The sequence below is a fragment of the Stenotrophomonas sp. FR024 genome (assembly GCF_047500745.2).
Classification (GTDB): domain Bacteria; phylum Pseudomonadota; class Gammaproteobacteria; order Xanthomonadales; family Xanthomonadaceae; genus Stenotrophomonas; species Stenotrophomonas maltophilia_A.
Window position 1 is genome coordinate 35,081 of sequence record NZ_JAXAXM020000012.1, and the last position, 15,189, is coordinate 50,269.

Annotated in this window: 15 protein-coding genes; 13 read left to right on the forward strand and 2 right to left on the reverse strand. The window is 68.5% G+C overall.

All coding sequences use genetic code 11. The features are described 5' to 3' along the window. Complete coding sequence (locus ACMZ91_RS13925; RefSeq protein ID WP_032970910.1) at positions 1 to 891, reverse strand: sterol desaturase family protein; 891 nt, start codon at positions 889 to 891, stop codon at positions 1 to 3. A gap of 131 nt (positions 892 to 1,022) precedes the next feature. Between ACMZ91_RS13925 and ACMZ91_RS13930 the strand changes: the two genes are divergently transcribed. From ACMZ91_RS13930 to ACMZ91_RS13960, 7 genes are all read left to right on the forward strand, one after another. Further along, positions 1,023 to 1,973: a LysR family transcriptional regulator gene (locus ACMZ91_RS13930; protein ID WP_180862776.1), complete on the forward strand. Its 951-nt coding sequence runs from the start codon at positions 1,023 to 1,025 to the stop codon at positions 1,971 to 1,973. 92 nt (positions 1,974 to 2,065) lie between these two features. Continuing rightward, complete coding sequence (locus tag ACMZ91_RS13935; protein WP_121503545.1) at positions 2,066 to 2,716, forward strand: DsbA family oxidoreductase; 651 nt, start codon at positions 2,066 to 2,068, stop codon at positions 2,714 to 2,716. A gap of 35 nt (positions 2,717 to 2,751) precedes the next feature. Beyond that, positions 2,752 to 3,759 (forward strand): cyclase family protein, encoded by a 1,008-nt coding sequence (locus ACMZ91_RS13940; protein WP_121503546.1) that lies wholly within the window; start codon positions 2,752 to 2,754, stop codon positions 3,757 to 3,759. Positions 3,760 to 4,055: 296 nt separating this feature from the next. After that, positions 4,056 to 4,670: a translesion DNA synthesis-associated protein ImuA gene (gene imuA / locus ACMZ91_RS13945; RefSeq protein ID WP_012511391.1), complete on the forward strand. Its 615-nt coding sequence runs from the start codon at positions 4,056 to 4,058 to the stop codon at positions 4,668 to 4,670. A 9-nt stretch (positions 4,671 to 4,679) separates the two neighbouring features. Continuing rightward, positions 4,680 to 6,089: a Y-family DNA polymerase gene (locus ACMZ91_RS13950; protein WP_414578030.1), complete on the forward strand. Its 1,410-nt coding sequence runs from the start codon at positions 4,680 to 4,682 to the stop codon at positions 6,087 to 6,089. Positions 6,090 to 6,095: 6 nt separating this feature from the next. Continuing rightward, a complete protein-coding gene (locus tag ACMZ91_RS13955) occupies positions 6,096 to 9,206 on the forward strand; it encodes an error-prone DNA polymerase (protein WP_414578032.1) in 3,111 nt (1,036 codons plus the stop codon). An 81-nt stretch (positions 9,207 to 9,287) separates the two neighbouring features. Next, positions 9,288 to 9,794 (forward strand): hypothetical protein, encoded by a 507-nt coding sequence (locus ACMZ91_RS13960; protein ID WP_012511394.1) that lies wholly within the window; start codon positions 9,288 to 9,290, stop codon positions 9,792 to 9,794. A 121-nt stretch (positions 9,795 to 9,915) separates the two neighbouring features. Here ACMZ91_RS13960 and ptsJ read toward each other — a convergent pair whose 3' ends face one another. Continuing rightward, positions 9,916 to 11,202: a MocR-like B6 salvage transcription factor PtsJ gene (gene ptsJ, locus ACMZ91_RS13965; protein WP_049398433.1), complete on the reverse strand. Its 1,287-nt coding sequence runs from the start codon at positions 11,200 to 11,202 to the stop codon at positions 9,916 to 9,918. Between the two features lie 76 nt (positions 11,203 to 11,278). Here ptsJ and ACMZ91_RS13970 point away from each other — a divergent pair, with 76 nt between their 5' ends. The 6 genes from ACMZ91_RS13970 to ACMZ91_RS13995 all read left to right on the forward strand — a co-directional run bounded on the left by ACMZ91_RS13970 (position 11,279) and on the right by ACMZ91_RS13995 (position 15,136). Then, positions 11,279 to 12,052, forward strand: a complete 774-nt coding sequence (locus ACMZ91_RS13970) for a YggS family pyridoxal phosphate-dependent enzyme (protein WP_414578034.1) — start codon at positions 11,279 to 11,281, stop codon at positions 12,050 to 12,052. After that, on the forward strand, positions 12,049 to 12,750 hold the full coding sequence (locus ACMZ91_RS13975; protein WP_414578036.1) for a glutamine amidotransferase: 702 nt from the start codon (positions 12,049 to 12,051) through the stop codon (positions 12,748 to 12,750). Before ACMZ91_RS13970 ends, ACMZ91_RS13975 begins: the two co-directional genes overlap by 4 nt. Further along, complete coding sequence (locus tag ACMZ91_RS13980) at positions 12,747 to 12,971, forward strand: hypothetical protein (RefSeq protein ID WP_125894569.1); 225 nt, start codon at positions 12,747 to 12,749, stop codon at positions 12,969 to 12,971. The genes ACMZ91_RS13975 and ACMZ91_RS13980 overlap by 4 nt, the downstream gene beginning before the upstream one ends. 98 nt (positions 12,972 to 13,069) lie before the next feature. Then, positions 13,070 to 13,576: a hypothetical protein gene (locus ACMZ91_RS13985; protein WP_414578038.1), complete on the forward strand. Its 507-nt coding sequence runs from the start codon at positions 13,070 to 13,072 to the stop codon at positions 13,574 to 13,576. A gap of 127 nt (positions 13,577 to 13,703) precedes the next feature. Next, positions 13,704 to 14,213: an RNA polymerase sigma factor gene (locus tag ACMZ91_RS13990; protein ID WP_164080209.1), complete on the forward strand. Its 510-nt coding sequence runs from the start codon at positions 13,704 to 13,706 to the stop codon at positions 14,211 to 14,213. After that, positions 14,210 to 15,136 carry a FecR family protein gene (locus tag ACMZ91_RS13995; protein WP_414578041.1) on the forward strand — a complete coding sequence of 309 codons (927 nt, stop codon included), beginning with the start codon at positions 14,210 to 14,212 and terminating at the stop codon, positions 15,134 to 15,136. Before ACMZ91_RS13990 ends, ACMZ91_RS13995 begins: the two co-directional genes overlap by 4 nt. Positions 15,137 to 15,189: the final 53 nt, after the last annotated feature.

A 15,189-nucleotide genomic window follows, 5' to 3' on the forward strand; every position in this document is an offset into this window, starting at 1 on the left:
TCATCCGCGCCTGCGCAGACCTTCCGGCAGCTCCGGCACCTCGCCATGCGGCAGTTCGCGGAACGGCGCCAGCAGCTGTCCGGGATAATCGCGCGGATAGTCCGGCTGGCTGCCGATGCCGAGGTCGCGTTGCTGCAGCCGATAGCCGGGCGCATCGAAGGCGGTCCCCAGCAGGTGATCCCAGACAGTCAGGAACAGGCCGAAGTTGACGTCGCCGGCGGTGCCGTAACGCATGTGGTGGAAGCGATGCAGCGGTGCCCAGGCCATCACCCGGCCCAGCACGCCGGGGCGCATGTCCACGTTGGAATGCTGCAGCAGCAGCTGGATGGCAATGGCGAAGGCCAGCACCGCAGCCACCGGCATCGGCAGGCCCAGCACCAGCAGCGGCAGCACGCCACCGACCGCTTCGGCCGCCTGGTGCAGCGGATGCTTCATCAGTCCGTTGAAACCATACATGCGGGTCACGCTGTGATGCACCGCATGCAGCCGCCACAGCCAGCCGATGCGATGGCTGGCGTAGTGCACCAGGGTGATGCCGAGATCGGCGCAGATGACGGCCAGCAGCACCTGCAGCGCGAATGGCCACTGCAGCGGCCAGGCCTGCCACGGAATGATGGCTGCCAGCAGTGGCACCGCCGCGATCGACAGCAGGTTCAGGCTCTCGTTGACCAGCGCATGCAGGGTGTCACGCAGGCTGTCGCCGTGATCGTGGTTGAACGCGGGGTCATACGGCCAGGCACGTTCGGCAGCGAACGAGACCGCGATGGCAACCGCCAGCAAGGCCAGCAGCCATAGCGGGTCGCCGTGGAGGTGGCCGACCCAGGCGACGGCGGCGGCAACGAAACCCAGCAGGAACAACGGGGCATACAGGCGGAGCATCCAGTGCTTCATGGGCAATCCGGAAAGTAAGGGGCCTGCATGCTGGCGCCGCGTATGGGCCGCCGGCTTGAACAAACGGCGCAACCCGGCGCGCTCCCCGGTGGATGACCATCATGGACGCACCACGTTTCCCACATCCATGCATGGCGTGGATCTACAATGGCGCCCTCATCGCGCCCGGGACCGGCATGGATTCCTTCAACCTGATGCGTGCCTTCCGCCGCATCGTCGAACGCGGCGGGCTGGCCCGCGCCGCCGAAGACCTGGGCATGTCACCGGCCGGGCTGAGCAAGCAGCTGCGCACCCTGGAAGCGCACCTGGGCGTGGTGCTGCTGCAGCGGACCACGCGTCGCATGAGCCTGACTGAGACCGGCCACGCCTATTACCGCGAATGCTGCCGGCTGCTCGACGAGCTGGATGCATTGGAACGCGGCATCGCCGAACAGCGCGGCGACGTGGCCGGGCGCCTGCGCGTCAATGCACCGCAATCATTCGCGCTGAGCACGCTGTCGCCGCTGCTGCCACGCTTCCTGCAGCAGCATCCGCAACTGTCGCTGGACCTTGTGATGGAAGACCGCCTGCTTGATGCGGTCGGCGAAGGTTTCGATGTGTCGCTGCGGTTGCGTGCCGAGCTGGACGACTCGCGGCTGGTGGCGCGCCGGCTGGCCTCGTTGCAGCAGGTGCTGTGCGCGGCTCCGTCCTACCTTCAGCAGCATCCGGCACCGCAGGCAGTGGACGATCTGCAGGCGCACAGCGTGCTGGCCTACAGCCTGTCCGACTCGCCCGGCAGCTGGCCGCTGCTCGGCCCCGACGGCCAGGTGACGATCACCCTGCCGGCGCGCGTCACCGTCAACAACAGCCTGCTGCTGCGCGACCTGCTGGTGGCCGGCATGGGCATCGGCGCCCTGCCCTCGTTCCTGGCGGCACCGGCGCTGGCCCGTGGCGAGCTGCAGCAGGTGCTGCCCGACCATCGCTATCCGCCACGTTTCGTGCATGCGGTCTATCCCACCTCGCGCCACCTGCAGCCCAAGGTGCGTGCCTTCATCGATTTCCTGCACGCCGAGCTGCCCGGCTGCGCCGGCCTGGATTCGTAACCGCCAGCGAAAACTGAGCTGCCCGCGGCGTGCTGTTTCAGACGCGCCGCGCTGCCTAATCTGCCGCCTCCCCTCTCACCGATGGCAGGCAGATGTCTTCCGTTCCTTCCCCCGCCACCGCCGCGCCGGTGGTCGATTTCTTCCACGACGTGGTCTGCGGCTGGTGCTTCGTGCTGGCCCCGCGCCTGCAGCAGGTCTCCGCCGAACTCGGCATCCAGGTGCGTCACCGCAGCTTCGTGCTGCAGGACTCGCGCGCGCAGATGGTCGAGGTGTTCGGCTCGATGGAGCGCGCCAAGGCGATCATCCTGCGCCACTGGACCGACTGCGCCGCGCATGAAGACACCGCGCGCATCGATATCGAAGGCATGCGTGCACAGGACTTCGAGTATCCGTCCGGCTGGCTCGGCGCACTGGCCTGCCAGGCCGCCGGCATGCTCGGTGGCAACGACGCCCATGGCGCGATGTTCGATGCCGTGCAGTGGGCGCACCTGCACCAGCACCGCAACATCGGCGACGCCGAAGTACTGCTGGATATCGCCGAAGCACTGGGCCACCCGCGTGGCGCCTTCGCTGACCACATGCGCAGCGACGCAGTGCGCCAGCGCGTGCAGGCCGACCGTGCCGAAGCCGCGACCCTCGGCATCCGCTCCATTCCCACCGTGATCGGCGGCAACGGCCTGCGCCTGCAGACCCTGCCGCTGCCGCAACTGCGCCAAGCCCTGGCGCACCTGGTCGCGGCCTGAGCCGCACCGTCCCCCACCCTGCAAGGAGATTCCCCATGACCTCACGTACCCTGGCCACCGCGCTGGCCCTGCTGCTGGCCGGCACCGCCGCTTCCACCACCGTATCCGCGCACGAACGCGTTCCCTCCGGCCAGCAGGTCGGCACCAGCCCCTGGGGGCCGAAGGACGAGATCGGCCGCCTCAACCTGATCACCGACGCCTCGCGCGCAGCGATCCTGTCGCGGGTCAGTGGCGGCAAGGCCTATGACCTGGCCACCGAATACTACGTCGGCATGCCCAGCTGGCAGGATGCCGGCGACCCGCACTACCAGTTCTGGATGACCCACACCCCGCGCGGCACGGTGATGGATGATCCGATGGGCGTGGGCGAGACCATGAACCTCACCCGCAGCTACACCGGCACCGCATTCTCGATGTACAGCCACACCGGCACCCACATCGATGCGCTGAACCACTTCGGCATCCACGGAAAGATCTGGAACGGCTTCGAGGCCGACAAGCACCTCGGTGACCGTGGCTGGAACGTCACCGGCATCGAGAAATTCCCGCCGCTGATCGCGCGTGGCGTGCTGATCGACGTGGCCGGCGCCAAGGGCGTGGACATGCTGCCGGACAGCTACCGCGTCACCCGCCAGGACCTGAAGGATGCGCTGGCACGCCAGCAGGTGAAGCTGCAGCAGGGCGACGTGGTGCTGATCCGCACCGGCCGCATGCGCCTGTTCGAACAGCCCAAGGCCTACATGGCCAACCCGCCGGGCATGGGCCTGGACGCGGCGCGCTTCCTGGTGGAGGACAGCGGCGCGATGATCGTCGGCGCCGACAACCTCAGCTTCGAGACCTTCCCCTCGGAGGTGTCCGACGACTACGTGCCGCTGCACACCTACCTGCTGGCCCAGCAGGGCGCGCCGATCATCGAGCTGGTGGCGCTGGACGAACTGGCCCGCGACAAGGTCTATGAGTTCGCCTTCATCGGCGGCCCGCTGAAGATCCGCGGCGGCGATGCCGCGCCGCTGCGCCCGGTGGCGCTGCCGGTGCGCCCGTAACCGGGAGTGCCCGTGCCTGTAGGTGCCGACCCTGGTCGGCACCGTTTTCCCATCCACGCATGGCGTGGATCTACTGGAGAGAACCCTGGTAGATCCACGCCATGCGTGGATGCTTTACCCCTTCAGCAACCTGAAACCCGACCTTCCGATTTCATTAGTAATTCTACTCACAAGGCGAGTAGCATGTCCGGTCTCAGCCCCTGATACCGGCCCGTCGATACTCGCGCCATGCCTGCCGTTTCCGCCCGTTCCTGCCGCTTCAAGCCAACCCGGCGCCTCCCTTGGAGGACCGGCTGATGGGTGCTGTCGTCGCCCTCGACCGGCTGCTGGACGGGCGCCAGCTGTGGCGCGGCCCGGCCCGCCAGGGCCCGGCCAGCGATCACCTGGCCAGCGGCCACCCGGCACTGGATGCGCGCCTGCCCGGCGGTGGCTGGCCGGCCAGCGGGCTGTGCGAGGTGCTGCAGGCCGCGCCCGGCGTGGGCGAGCTGGCCCTGGTCTGGCCGGCGCTGGCGAAGCTGAGCCAGCGCGACCGCCCGATCGTGCTGGTCGCCCCGCCCTATCGCCCGCATGCCCCGGCCTGGGCGGCGGCCGGGCTGGACCTGGCCCAGCTGCAGATCATCCACGCCGCACCGAAACAGGCGCTGTGGGCCGCCGAACAGTGCCTGCGCTCTGCGGCCTGCGCGGCGGTACTGTGCTGGCCACACCAGGCCGACGACCGCTCACTGCGCCGGCTGCAGGTGGCTGCCGACAGCGGCCAGTGCCTGGGCTTCGTGTTCCGCGAGGCGCAGGCAGCGCGCAACCCCTCCCCGGCCAGCCTGCGCCTGCAGCTCGACCACGGCCAGGTGCGGGTGCTGAAGTGCCGTGGCGGCCTGCCACCGGCGCAGCCGTTGCCACTGGCCATCGCCCACTGAGGCCGCGTCATGCATTGGGCCTGCCTGTTGTTGCCGCAGCTGGCACTGGACAGCGTGCTGCGCCTGCAGCCGGACCCGCAGCGGCCACTGGTGCTGCTGCAGGGGCCGGCGCAGCGTCGCGTGCTGCGAGCGGTCAGCCCGTCGGCACGCGCAGCGGGACTGCGCCCGGGCATGCTGCTGTCGGCCGCACAGGTGCTGGTGCAGGACATGCACCTGCACGACTACGACCCGAACGCCGAACAGCACACCCGGCAGCTGCTGGCCAGTTGGGCCTACGCCTACAGCTCGCAGGTCAGCCTCGATTTTCCGCACGCGCTGGTCATGGAGATCGGCGCCAGTCGCGCCCTGTTCGGTGACTGGCTGACGATCGAAAAGCGCCTGCGCGGCGAACTGCATGAGCTTGGTTTCCGCCACCGCCTGGTGGCCGCACCCACCGCGCATGCCGCGCGCGTGCTGGCCAACGTCCACGACGGCCTCGGCATCGATGCGCAGCAGCTGCCAGCGGCACTGGCGCAGCTGCCGTTGCCGCGCTGCGGCCTGCCCAGCGAAGCGGTGACCGTGCTCGGTCGTTCCGGTCTGCGCACGCTGGGTGCGGTGCTCGAACTGCCGCGCGACAGCCTGGCCCGGCGCTTCTCACCCGAGGTGCTGCAGCAACTGGATGCGCTGCGCGGCCTGCCCACCGCGCCACTGCGCTACTACCAGCCACCGGACCGTTTCGATGCACGCATCGAATTCGAATACGAGATCGAATCCAGCCAGGCCCTGCTGTTCCCGCTGCGCCGCCTGCTGCTGGACCTGGCAGCCTTCCTGTGCTCGCGCGATGGCGGCGTACAGCGCTTCGACCTGCACTTCGAGCATGACCTGCTGCCGGCCAGCGTGCTGACCATCGGCCTGCTGGCACCCGAGCGCGATCCCGCGCTGCTGTTCGAGATCGCACGCAACCGCATGGAAGCGTTCGCCCTGCCGGCCGGCAGCCGCGCACTGCGCCTGCAGGCCGAACAGCTGCCACCGTTCGTGCCCGCCGCGCGTGACCTGTTCGATACCCGGCCGGCACAGGCGATGCCCTGGAACCAGCTGCGCGAGCGCCTGCGGGCGCGGCTGGGCGATGACGCCGTGCAGTCGCTGGCCGTACAGGCCGACCACCGCCCCGAGCGCGCCAGCGGCACCCAGCCTGCGGCCAAGCCTCCGTCGTACTGGCCACTGCGTCCGGGCTGGCTGCTGGACACGCCGCAACCGCTGCGTGATCCCCGCCTGCGCATCGTCACCGGGCCGGAGCGGATCGAATCGGGCTGGTGGGACCAGGCCGATGCGCGCCGCGATTACTACGTGGTGGAAACCGCGCATGGCCAGCGCGGCTGGGCCTTCCGTGACCGCAACGATCCACATGCGCCGTGGATGCTGCACGGCTGGTTCGGCTGAGCCGCCATGCACAGCGAACTGCCCGGCTACGCCGAACTGCACTGCCTGTCGGCCTTCAGTTTCCAGCGTGGCGCCTCGATCGCCGAAGAACTGTTCGCGCGCGCAGCTGGCCAGGGCTACCGCGCGTTGGCGATCACCGACGAATGCTCGCTGGCCGGCATCGTGCGTGCCTGGCAGGCCGCCAAGACGCATGGCGTGGCGCTGATCGTCGGCGCCGAATTCCAGGTCGAGGACGGGCCGAAGCTGGCCCTGCTGTGCACCGACCAGGCCGCCTACGCCGGCTTGTGCCAGTTGATCACCACCTGCCGGCGGCGCGCGGCCAAGGGCGAATACCGCTGCCTGCGCGAGGACCTGCTCGGCCTGCCCGAGGGCCTGCTGTGCCTGTGGCTGGACCGGCAACCAGCGGCCACCGATCTGGAACTGTTGCGCGCCGGCTTCGATGATCGCCTGTGGCTGGCGGTGGAGCTGCACCATGAGCATGACGACGCGCGTCGCCTGCAGCAGCTGCAGGCCTTCGGCGAACGCCACCACCTGCCGCTGGTGGCCAGTGGTGATGTGCACATGCACGTGCGCCGCCGCCGCGCCCTGCAGGACACACTGACCGCCATCCGCCACCGCTGCAGCGTGGCCGAGGCCGGCTGGCGCCTGTTTCCCAACGGCGAGCGCCACCTGCGCCCGCGTACCGCGCTGGCCCAGCTGTATCCGCCCGAACTGCTGGCCGAGACCCTGCGCATCGCCGAGCGTTGCCACTTCACCCTGGAGCAGCTGCAGTACACCTATCCGCGCGAGCTGGTGCCCGAGGGCCACGACCCGGACAGCTGGCTGCGCGTGCTGGTCGAGCGCGGCATCCCGTGGCGCTGGAAAGGCGGCATCGAACCGGCACAACGCAAACAGATCGAGCACGAACTGGCATTGATCCGGGAAAAGAACTACGCCTCGTACTTCCTCACCGTGCAGGACATCGTGCGCTTCGCGCGCAGCCAGGACATCCTCTGCCAGGGTCGTGGCTCGGCGGCCAACTCCGCGGTGTGCTTCGTACTGGGCGTGACCGAGATCGACCCGGCACGCAGCAACCTGCTGTTCGAGCGCTTCATCTCCGCCGAGCGCGACGAACCACCGGATATCGACATCGACTTCGAACACGAGCGCCGCGAGGAAGTGCTGCAGTACGTGTTCAAGCGCTATGGCCGCGAGCGCGCGGCGTTGACCGCGGTGGCGATCAGCTACCGTGGCCGCAGCGCGATCCGCGACGTGGCCCGTGCACTCGGCCTGCCGATGGACCAGGTCAACGAACTGGGCGCGGCGATGGACCACTGGGGCGGCCATGTGCCGCTGCCGGAGACCCTGCGCGAGCGCGGCTTCGATCCGGAAACCCCGCTGATGCGGCGGCTGCTGGCGCTGACCGCCGAACTGATCGACTTCCCGCGCCACCTGTCGCAGCACCCGGGCGGCTTCGTGATTTCCGAGCATCCGCTGTCAACCCTGGTGCCGGTGGAGAACGCGGCGATGGCCGACCGCACCGTCATCCAGTGGGACAAGGACGATCTGGATGCCACTGGCCTGATGAAGGTCGACTGCCTGGCGCTGGGCATGCTCACCGCCATCCGCAAATGCCTGGCGATGCTGCAGCAGCATGGCCTGCACGAAGGACGCATGGATGCGATTCCTCCCAAGGATACGAAGACCTACGACATGATCTGCGCCGCCGACACCATCGGCGTATTCCAGATCGAGTCGCGCGCGCAGATGGCGATGCTGCCGCGCCTGCAGCCACGCGAGTTCTATGACCTGGTGATCGAGGTGGCGATCGTGCGCCCCGGCCCGATCCAGGGTGACATGGTCCATCCTTACCTTGAGCGGCGGCGGATCCTGCGTGAACAGGGTCCTGACGCGTTGAACGATCCAGACAATCCACTCTATCCAGCGCGGCTGGAACGCGTGTTCGCGCGCACCCTCGGCGTGCCACTGTTCCAGGAACAGGTCATGCAGTTGGCGGTGGAAGCGGCCGGCTACACGCCGGGCCAGGCCGATGCCCTGCGCCGCTCGATGGCGGCGTGGAAGCGCCGTGGCGGCCTGGAACCGCATCGCGAGAAGCTGCTGGCCGGCATGCTCAAGAACGGCTTCAGCCGCGAGTACGGCGAGCACCTGTTCGAACAGATCAAGGGCTTCGGTGACTACGGTTTTCCGGAAAGTCACGCCGCCAGTTTCGCCCTGCTGACCTATAACAGTTGCTGGCTGAAGTGCCATCACCCGGCCGCGTTCACCGCCAGCCTGATCAACAGCCAGCCATTGGGTTTCTACAGCCCCGACCAGCTGCTGCAGGATGCGCGCCGGCATGGCATCCGCGTGCTGCCGGTGGACGTGCGCCACAGCGACTGGGACTGCACGCTGGATTTCAGCAAGGGCGCGGCGGCGATCCGGCTCGGCCTGCGCCTGGTCGATGGCTGCAACGAACCCGCCGTGCAGGCCATCATGCATGAACGTGCGCGGCGCCCGTTCGACGATGTGGGTGACCTGTGCCAGCGCACCGCACTGGACCGCCGCCAGCAGGGCCTGCTGGCCGATGCCGGGGCGCTGCGTGGGCTGAGCGGCCATCGCCATCGTGCGCGCTGGGATATCTCCGGCGTGGAAAACCGGCTGCCGCTGTTCGACCAGGCCCGCGCCACCGCCGAAGCCCGCGTGCCGCTGCCGCTGCCCAGTGCCTGGGAAGACATGCAGGCCGATTACCGCAGCACCGGCACCACGCTGGGCCGCCATCCGATCTCGTTCCTGCGCGCGCAACTGCGCAACCGTGGCTGCCTGGATGCCGCACAACTGGCTGCCCACGGCCATGGCCGGCGCGTGCGCATCGCCGGCCTGGTGCGCATGCGCCAGCGCCCGCAGACCGCCAGTGGCGTCACCTTCCTCACCCTTGAAGACGAAACCGGCATGGTCAACGCCGTGGTCTGGCGGCACCTGGCCGATCGCCAGCAGCGGGTGCTGGTCGATACCCAGCTGATGCAGATCGATGGCCGCCTGGAACGCGTCGATGGCGTGCAGCACGTCATCGTGCAGCGCATGCACTGCCTGGATGAACTGCTGCAGGGACTGCGCAGCCACAGTCGCGATTTCCACTGACGATACACAACGTCACACAACGAACTGGCCATTGCCGGTCCGCATCCGCTATCGTCGGCACATCCAAGGAAGGACGACCCGATGTCCCGTGCGCTGCTGCTGACCACCCTGGTGGTCTCGACCCTCGCCCTGCTTGTTTCCGGCTGGACCGCCTGGAACCTGCATCGCAGCCAATCGCCACAGCGCATCATCGAGGCACGCGGGCTGATCATCCACGATGCAAGCGGCCAGCCGCGGGTGATTCTCGGCGCACCGGTTCCCGATCCGCTCAGCCAGGGCCGCACCCAGGGGCCGCGCGCCACTGCCTTGTCCGGCCTGATCCTGCTCGGCCCCGACGGCTCTGAACGCGGCGGCTACGGCACCAGCGACCGCGGCGGCGAAGCCCTGCTGACCCTGGACGATGCCACCGGCACCACCGAAGTGTTCAAGGTCGTCGCCAATCCGGACCGTGGCGCCAGTCTGATGGTCAAGCACCAGAACAACACCGGCGCCATGCTCACCTCCTGGCAGGGCAAGCCGGAGCTGATGTTCGTCGATGACAGCGGCCAGTCCTACTACGTGCGCCCGGGCGCCAACGCCGCGCCTTGATCTGCTTCTGTAGCGTCGAACCATGCTCGACTACCGGTCATGTAGAGTCGAGCCATGCTCGACTGCACTTCGCTCCAACGCCGCGATGCCTGATCGAAAAGCAGTCGAGCATGGCTCGACTCTACAGACCACACACCGCCGCCAGGTCATCGGCCAGCTGCCGCAGCTGCGCCGGTCCCAGCGCCGAACACGTAATGCGCAGACCATGGCCCGGTGCCGCCACCGCGAACACTTCGCCGGCGCGCACATGCCATCCGCGCGAGGCCAGTGCCAGCACCTGTGGGTGGCTGTCGGCCGGCAACGGCAGCCACAGGTTCAATCCTTCCATCGGCTGCGGCGTCGGCATGCCATGCGCGCGCAGCAGCTCCTGTAGCGACTGCAGGCGCTGCTGGTAGCGCTCACCCGCCGAGGCGATCTTCGCCCGCTGCGTTGCCGACGCCAGCACCGAAGTCGCTGCATCCTGCAGCAGGTGGCTGACCCAGCCGGTGCCGGACGCCAATCGCAGCCGCAACCGCGATGCGGTCTCCTCATCGCAGGCCAGCCAGGCCAGCCGCAGGTCCGGACCCAGTGGTTTGGACAACGAACGCAGCAGCGCCCAGCGCCGGCCATCCAGCGGCAGCACTGAGTGATAGGCCTGCTGCGAGAGCAGTGCGTAGTGATCGTCGATCAGCACCGCCACCTGCGGGTAGGCCGCCAGCAACTGCCGCAACGCCCGTGCCCGCTTCGCATCCAGGCTGGCCCCGGTCGGGTTGTGTGCCCGCGGGGTCAGCAGCACCGCGCGTGCACCGGCCTCCAGCGCCTGCCGCAGCGAATCGACCTGCATGCCATGCGCGTCCACCGCCACCGGCAACGGCGCGTGGCCCACAGCATTGAGCACATTGAGGCTACCGAGGAAGCATGGATCCTCCACCGCGATGCGGTCTCCTGGCAGCAACCACGCCGCCAGCAGGCGCTCGATGCCATCAACCGCGCCATGGGTCAGCTCCAGCGCATAGCCCTCCGGGCAGTCCGCATCCAGCGAGGCCCTTGCCAGCGCCTGCAACCTCGGGTCGACCGTGCCTACGCCGTACAAGCGCGGCGCGGCCGGGGCCAGGCGCAGGTTCGGCAGCAGGCGCGGATCCGGATTGCCACCGGCCAGGTCCTGCAGCGCCAGCCCGGGCGTACTGCCCTCGCGCGCCAGCGTCGGCGGCAATCCGCGCACCACCGTGCCACGGCGGCCCGCCGTGCTGGCCAGGCCCGCCGCATCCAGGCGCTTGTAGGCAGCGGCCACGGTGTTGCGGTTCACGCCCAGTTGCTCGGCCAGTTCACGCACCGGCGGCAGCACGCTGCCGGCCGGCAGGCGGCCCTTGCCGATGCCGTCGCGGATGCTGTCGAAGATCGACTCGGCGCTATGTCCGGTGATTTTCATTTTGTCCTATGCCAAAATATATCTTGTCCTGTGCCAGTGTATCCCACCCTGGCCATCCTGCATTGGAGGTGCCCGCATGCCCCTTGCCGCTGCCGACTGGCCCGTCGCCCAGTCCGTTGAACAGATCGCCGCCAACCTGGTCACGGTGCGCCAACGCATCACCGATGCCTGCGCGCGCGTCGGCCGGGACCCGGCCAGCGTGCGCCTGCTGCCGGTCAGCAAGACCGTCGATGACGCCCGCATCCGCATGGCGGTGGCCGCAGGCTGCCGCGAACTGGGCGAGAACAAGGTGCAGGAGGCGCAGCGCAAGGCCGAAACGATGGCCGACCTGGGCGTGCACTGGTCGGTGATCGGCCATCTGCAGACCAACAAGGCGCGCTACGTGGCGCGCTTCGCCAGCGAGTTCCAGGCGCTGGACAGCCTGCGCGTGGCCGAGGCCCTGCAGCAGCGCCTGCAACTGGAAGACCGCACGCTGGATGTGTTCGTGCAGGTCAACACCTCGGCCGAGCCGAGCAAGTACGGACTGGAACCCGACGCGGTCGAGGCCTTCGTGCAGCAGCTGCCGGCCTTCGATCGCCTGCGTGTGCGCGGCCTGATGACCCTGGCCATCTTCACCCCCGACGTCGAGCGCGTGCGCGCCTGCTTCGTGCGCCTGCGCGAACTGCGCGACCAGCTGCAACGCAACGCCCCGCCCGGCCTTGACCTGTCGCAGCTGTCGATGGGCATGTCCGGTGATTTCGAAGTGGCCATCGAGGAAGGTGCCACCGTGGTCCGCGTCGGCCAGGCCATTTTCGGCGCCCGCGCCACCCCGGACAGCTTCTACTGGCCGAACAGCGGAGCCCCGGCATGAAGCACGCGGTTGTCCTGCAACACGTTGCCTTTGAAGACCTCGGCACCCTGCAGCCTCTGCTGTTGGCACAAGGCTGGCAGTTGCAGGTGCTGCAGGCCGGCGTCGATGCGCTCGATCCGGCCGAAGTGACCGACCTGCTGGTGGTGCTGGGCGGCCCGATCAGTGCCAATGACACAGCGACCTATCCCTTCGTCACCAACAGCATCGCCCTGCTGCAGCGCCGGCTGCAGCAGCAGCGGCCAACCCTGGGCATCTGCCTGGGTGCACAACTGATGGCCCGTGCACTCGGTGCCAGTGTCGCTCCCAGTGGAGGCAAGGAGATCGGCTTTGCGCCACTGCTGCTGACCGATGAAGGCCAGCGCTCGCCGCTGCAGGCCCTGCAGGGCATTCCCGTGCTGCATTGGCATGGTGAGGCCTTCGAACTTCCGGCCGGCGCACGCCGCCTGGCCAGCACGCCGGCCTGCCGTCACCAGGCCTTCGCCATCGGCCATCACGCGCTGGCCCTGCAATGCCATCCGGAACTGGACGCCCGCCAGTTCGAGCGTTGGCTGGTCGGCCACACGCTGGAGCTGGCCCAGGCCGGCATCGATCCCAACGACCTGCGCGCGCAGGCGTGTCGCTATGGCGCACCACTGGCCGCGGCCGCCACCGCGATGTTCGACCATTGGCTGCAGGACCTGCCGGAGACACCGCGATGAACTATCGATTGCAGATCCACCGCGATGGCGCCTATTGGGGCCACTTCGACTGCAGCGGCCCTGATGCCCTGCAGCGCATGGACGCCATCGCCGCACAACTGCCTGCGGATCAGGGCTTCCAGCTGAAACGGCAGAAGGGTGTTGGCGAAGAGCGCATCCTGTCCAGCAATGCCGACGGCCTGCGCGTACTGGCTTCGCAGATCCAGTACCGCGACCTCTGATGATCGTCACGGTAGTGCCGGCCGCTGGCCGGTACTCGAATCTGCCGGCCAGCGGCCGGCACTACCCCGGCTGTTCGGCCGCGTGCGAAGCTTCACCGATGCTGACCCTGCAACGCGGCAACCACCACGGACTGCTCATCGCCCCGCGCTGGCCCTCCACCCGCATCCAACTGGAAGAAGAGGTACTGCAACGCCTGCTCGACGCGCAGGCAATGCTGCCTGTGGGGCTGCGGCTACTGCTCACCCGTGGCTTCGAACCCAGCCACAGCCGTCTCGGTGGCTTCCGCCGCCTGGTGCGTGGGCTCGGCATCACCCTCTTCCGTGCCTGTTATCCGCAGCGCCAGGATGAAGTCGACGCCATCTTCGGCGCCAACGGCCACGACATCGATGGCCGTCATGTCGATGTCTCACTGGTACTGCACGGCAAGCGGCTGCGGCTGCTGCCCCTGGGCGTGTTCACCCCGCCGCGCTGGCAGCACCGCCGCATCGCCCGGTATGCCGAGCCGGTCGCACGAGCGAAGCGCAGCCTGCAGCACTGCGGCTTCGAGCTGCATCACAACCCCACCGAAGCGCTGCAGATCCACTGCGATTACCCCCCACGATGACCCCCGCGGCTGGCTGCGCATCGTCCGCCGCCCGCCTCGTTGATGCAAATGATTCTCTTTTGCTGTAAGGTGCAGCCGCTGCCCTTGCCGCCGCGGGCTGTTCCCTTTCCCAGTTGTCGCCCGCCCCGTGTCCACGCCTGTCGAACCGACGGATGTCGCGCAGCTGTGTGCGGCCCATTACCGGCCGCTGCACGCCCATGTCCGCCGCAAACTCCCGCAACGCAGCGACGCCGATGACGTCGTCCAGGAAACCTGGCTGCGTGTCGTCAAGGTCGCCGCCAGTGGCTTGCTGAGCAATGGCCGCGCGTACCTGTACCGTGTTGCCCACAACCTGATTGCCGACCATTACCGGCAACGCCAGCGCCGTCGCGAAGAAGCGCTGGATGACACACAGCTGCATGCCATCGCCGATCCTGCGCCGCTGCCTGAACAGCGCCTGCTCGACGCCGAACAGCTGCGCCATCTCGATGCAATCGTCGCCGCGCTGCCACCGCGCTCGCGCCAGGTCTTCCTGCTGGCGCGTGTGGAACAGATGGCTCTGGCCGAGATCGGCCGCCAGCTGGGCATCAGCCGGCAGACCGCGCACGGCCATCTGCTCCGCGCCCTGGTCGCCCTGCAGCAGGTGCCGGGTGCATGAGCCAGGACGCGATCACACGCGAAGCCGCCCGCTGGTGGCTGGATGGACACGATGGCACCCGCGACGAGAACGCGTTCGACCAGTGGTGCCGGGCCGATCCGCGCCATGTTGCGCAGTACCAGCATCTGCAGCAGCTGTGGCAGGCCGGTGCCACGTTGCCCAGCCTGCAACGGCAGCAGCAGCGCAGGCAACGCCGCCGCCTGCGCGAGGCCGGCATTGCCGTGCTGTTGCTGTGCGCGCTCGGGCTGTACAGCCGCCACGCCTCGCCGCCGGCCGCGCAGGTACTGCGCACCGCCGCTGGCGAGATCCGTGATGAAGCCCTGCCGGACGGTTCGCATGTGCTGCTGTCGCCGGGAAGCGAAGTCCATGTGCGCGTCGATGCACAACGCCGCCAGCTCCAGCTGCAGCGCGGCCAAGCCTGGTTCCAGGTCGCCGCCGATGCCGACCGGCCCTTCCAGGTGCATACCCCACAGGGCACCGTCACTGCACTGGGGACCGCATTCGATCTTGCCGTGCAGGGCAACAGCAGCGTGGTCACCGTTACCGAGCATCGCGTGCGCGTGGACAGCGGCAACGTCAGCATGCTGGCTGACCACGGCGAACAGCTGCGCTTCGATGGGCAGGCAACAGCCCATGCAACAACGACCGCCCCCGGAGCATTGGCCTGGCGCGAGCGGCGCCTGCATTGGGTCTCGGCCCCACTGGCCGACGTCACGCAGGGCCTGGACCGCTGGCATGGCGGGCACACGTGGGTCGTCGGCGAGCAGCTGCGCCAGCAGCCGGTCACCCTGCTTGGCAGTGCCGACGGTGCGGCCGGCAATCGCGACCAGTTGGCCACTCAGTTGCAGGTGCGCGTGCTGCGCCTCGGCGCGGGCATACAGGTGTGGCTGCCGCCACGCAGGGAACAGCGTGATGGACCCTGACATCCGGCCTGCGGCTGCGTCTACCCAGGATGACGACGCTCTGCGTCAGCCCT